Origin of the sequence: Methylibium sp. T29 (genome assembly GCF_000576205.1) — a bacterium.
GTDB classification, from domain to species: Bacteria; Pseudomonadota; Gammaproteobacteria; order Burkholderiales; family Burkholderiaceae_C; genus Methylibium; species Methylibium petroleiphilum.
Genome location: NZ_AZND01000312.1, coordinates 1 through 3,333, shown reverse-complemented (window position 1 = coordinate 3,333; position 3,333 = coordinate 1). Strand labels below are relative to the sequence as shown.

General features: G+C 62.7%; 5 protein-coding genes. 1 reads left to right on the top strand and 4 read right to left on the bottom strand.

Annotated features, from left to right (window positions below):
* The coding region (locus x551_RS20010) for a DUF262 domain-containing protein (RefSeq protein ID WP_036250561.1) at nt 1-1,791 on the top strand (1,791 nt) is incomplete at its 5' end.
* Here x551_RS20010 and x551_RS20005 read toward each other — a convergent pair.
* From x551_RS20005 to x551_RS19990, 4 genes are read right to left on the bottom strand one after another with little or no spacing between them, the layout of a single operon-like run.
* Nucleotides 1,792-2,307 carry a hypothetical protein gene (locus x551_RS20005; RefSeq protein ID WP_036233741.1) on the bottom strand — a complete coding sequence of 172 codons (516 nt, stop codon included), beginning with the start codon at nt 2,305-2,307 and terminating at the stop codon, nt 1,792-1,794. It abuts the gene before it with no gap.
* Nucleotides 2,304-2,804: a lysozyme gene (locus tag x551_RS20000; RefSeq protein ID WP_036250558.1), complete on the bottom strand. Its 501-nt coding sequence runs from the start codon at nt 2,802-2,804 to the stop codon at nt 2,304-2,306. Before x551_RS20000 ends, x551_RS20005 begins: the two co-directional genes overlap by 4 nt.
* On the bottom strand, nt 2,801-3,028 hold the full coding sequence (locus x551_RS19995; RefSeq protein WP_036233743.1) for a hypothetical protein: 228 nt from the start codon (nt 3,026-3,028) through the stop codon (nt 2,801-2,803). The genes x551_RS20000 and x551_RS19995 overlap by 4 nt, the downstream gene beginning before the upstream one ends.
* The gene (locus x551_RS19990) at nt 3,025-3,330 is read right to left on the bottom strand and encodes a DUF6127 family protein (protein ID WP_036233744.1); all 306 of its coding nucleotides are present in this window, start codon (nt 3,328-3,330) and stop codon (nt 3,025-3,027) included. Before x551_RS19990 ends, x551_RS19995 begins: the two co-directional genes overlap by 4 nt.
* Between the last annotated feature and the right edge of the window lie 3 nt (nt 3,331-3,333).

Here is a 3,333-nt window from a genome sequence, read left to right as displayed (position 1 = left end):
AGGGAGTGCTTCTACATCGTCCCGGACTACCAGCGCGAGTACGTCTGGACGGACAAGGAAGTGCATCAGCTGCTGGAGGACATCGGCGAGCAGATCGATGCGAGCACCACGCGGGAATACTTCATCGGCACCGTGCTGGTGTCGCCGACCGATCAGAAGAACCACTACGAGGTGATCGACGGCCAGCAGCGCCTGACCACCTTCTTCCTGCTGCTGTGTGCCCTGAAGCATCTGTTCCAGGGCGAACCGCAGCGGCAGATGATTGCCGGGCTGATCTCGACCAGCTACGTGGACAGCGACGGCGAGGTGTGCACCACCCTGAAGCTGGAGCCGCGTTACGAGAGCGCGGGCGAAGTGATGGCCAAGCTCGTGGAGCTGGACGCCGAACCGATGGCCGTGCGCGCAGGCATCCAGGCTTCGGGCATCGCCAGCTTTGGCTCGCTGGAGAATCTGGTCAATGCCTACAGCACGCTGTATCGCTACCTGAAGGACAACTACGACGACACGGCCAAGCTGAAGAAGTATTGGGGCTATCTGGCCAACAACGTGGTGTTCATCCAGATCTCCACCGATGTCAGCAGCGCGCTGAAGATTTTCGAGACCATCAACGAGCGCGGCGTGGGCCTGAACCCGATGGACTTGCTCAAGAACCTGCTGTTCACGCAGGTCAAGCAAACGCAGTTCACCCAGCTCAAGGACGAGTGGAAGAAGATCACCAAGCCGCTGGAGAAGGAGAAGGAAAAGCCGCTGCGCTTCCTGCGCTACTTCCTGATGGCCAACTACGTCATCAAGAACGAACGCGGCGATGCGGTGGTGCGCGAGGACGAGATCTACGACTGGTTCATCGCCAAGGGCAACGCGGCGCTGTGCGATTACGAGGGCAAGCCCTTCGAGTTCGTTCGCAAGGTGATCCGCAACGTCGAGCACTACCTGGCCTTTGCCAACGGGCTGGGCAATGACGGCAAGCCTAGTCTGGCGATGGACAGCCTGAAGCGGCTGGCCGGTGGTGCATTCAGCTTGCACTACGTCTTGCTGCTGGCGGCGGCGAACTTTCCGAAACCGCTGTTCGATCACTTCGTGGCGCAGCTGGAGAGCTTCCTCTTCTACTACATCTTCACCAAGACGCCGACCAAGGATCTGGAACGCAGCTTCTCGCAATGGGCCGATGAGCTGCGTGCAATCGCCGAGGCCAGCGATCCGGTGAAGCAGAAGGTTCAGCTCAACGCATTCGTCGCCGACCGCTTCGAGAAGAACATGGCGGGCAAGTCGCAGGAGCTGGCCGACGCCCTCAAGCGCTTCACGCTGCATTCGATGCAGCAGTACCGCACACGCTACTTGCTCGCGCGACTGACCCAGCACGTAGAGATGTCGTTCAACGGGCTGAAGGTACCAGGTAGCTTGGAGCCCTTCACCAAGCTGGAAATCGAACACATCCTGCCCGACAACCCGAAGGCGGAACTGCGTGCGACGTGGGCGGCAGAGAACCCGAACGCGGTCTACGACGACTACAAGAATCGCCTCGGCAATCTGACTTTGCTGGAGAAGCCGATCAACATCGTCGCGGGGAACGACTTCTACGCGGCCAAGCAGGTCGAGTATGGCAAGAGCGGCAACTACCTGACCCGCAGTCTGGTGGCGCTGACCGACGTCGGACAGAACACATCGATTTCCCGGATCAACACCAAGCTGGCGGCTTTTCCTGCGTGGAATGCCGCATCCATCGAAAAGCGCCATGGGCTGCTCATCACGCTGGCGCAGGAAGTCTGGAAAACGACGACCATCGACGTCTGATCACGGCGCGGGTGAAGGGGTTTGCTTTGCCGCCCCCATCTCGCTGACCCACGCCTGCAACGCCCTCAGTTGCTCGGCGTTCTCGTGGCAGATCTGGTAGTTGGCGGCGACGGTTCCGGCGACGGCAGAGAGCGCAATGCCTGCGGCGGCCGCATCAGCATCTCGGGCGGGTTCGGGCAACTCACCGGCGGCGGCAGCGTCGTGCAGGCGCACAAAGCCACGGTTGATAGTGCAAGCGGCATCGACTTGAACGGGCACATAGACGGGAACCTCCTTGAAGATGGTGTCGCCCTTCTCGCGGATGACGCGGACGCGGTCGACGTACTGGGTGACAACCTTGACGGTGGCTTGCGCCTGCCGCTCGCGGGCAGCGGCGGCTTGAAGGGTTTGTTGCTGGATGGCGGCGTCCCATTGCGCTTGAACGTGGCTCGCACCCTTGATCCAGCCAAAGCCAACCAGGGCGACGCCGAGCGCCGCGAGGGCCAGCAGCCGGTACGGCCACGGAATCAGGGTCACGACGCCTCCCCGATGCACTGCCGGTATTCGGCTTCTCGCCGTGTAGCCAGCCCACCACATAGCCGCGCGTTGGTGGGCAGCGCGCAGTCTTTTCCCTGGAAGAAGCGCCAGCGCAGCAGCTCGGCACAGGCTCCCGCGTAGTCCTCGGCGTTGAGTTTCCTGACCAGCGTGGACTGGCAGAACGCGCGGCTGCCGACGTTGTAGGAAAAGCTCACCAGGGCGTCGTACTCGTGCTGGGCCAGCGGCACGGTTACGCATTGTTTGAGCGCACCCTCAAACTGCTGCACATCGGTGAGCGCTCGAGCCAGCGCCTTCGGCGGCGTGGTGGTGTCGCCGATCTTCACCCCGGTGGTGGTGCCGAACCCGATGGTCGGCACATCTCCCTTGACCGGAATCACCGCGCGGTCGGTGTAGCCCTCGTGCAGCACGATGCCGACCAGCGCGGCAGCGGACAGCGTCAACGCGGCAACGGTGCGTCTTTGCGGCGGCCGGATCATCGGTGCATCTCCGGCTGTGCCACGATGCGGGCCACGGTCGCGCCGATGCTGGCGGCGAAGGCCAGCAGCACGAATGCGCCACGCGGCAGCACGTCGCCCAACAGCGGCACCACCACTTCCGCCGCCGTGAAAGCAGTGGCCAGTAGCGAGAAGCGGATGCTCCAGGCCTGTCGCATTACGCGCCGCCAGTCGTCCAAAAGGCAGATCTTCGGCTTGGCGGTCATTGCACGCCTCCCATCAGCTTCAACTTGATGGCGGCCCCCACCAGCAGCGCGGCCAGGATGCCGGTGGTCACGACCTTGACGGTGGTCTGCCACGCCGTTCTGCGGGCATCGCGCCACGCTTCCAGCAAATCGCGCAGTTCGCGGATGTCCTTCGCAGCACTGCCGTTCTCCAGCCCGAGATGGGCAAGGCAGCGCTCGGCTCCGCGTTCAGCGGCACGGTCGAGCAGTTCGTCGAAGTCCTCGCGGCGCAGCAGAAGCATGTTTTCTACGAGCGTGGCCGGTTGTTGTTCTGGTTCAGTCATTGC

What these genes read in the sequence shown, in the direction of transcription:
- x551_RS20000 (WP_036250558.1), bottom strand. Translation starts at nt 2,804, where the DNA reads ATGATCCGGCCGCCGCAAAGACGCACCGTTGCCGCGTTGACGCTGTCC.
- x551_RS19995 (WP_036233743.1), bottom strand. Translation starts at nt 3,028, where the DNA reads ATGACCGCCAAGCCGAAGATCTGCCTTTTGGACGACTGGCGGCGCGTA.
- x551_RS19990 (WP_036233744.1), bottom strand. Translation starts at nt 3,330, where the DNA reads ATGACTGAACCAGAACAACAACCGGCCACGCTCGTAGAAAACATGCTT.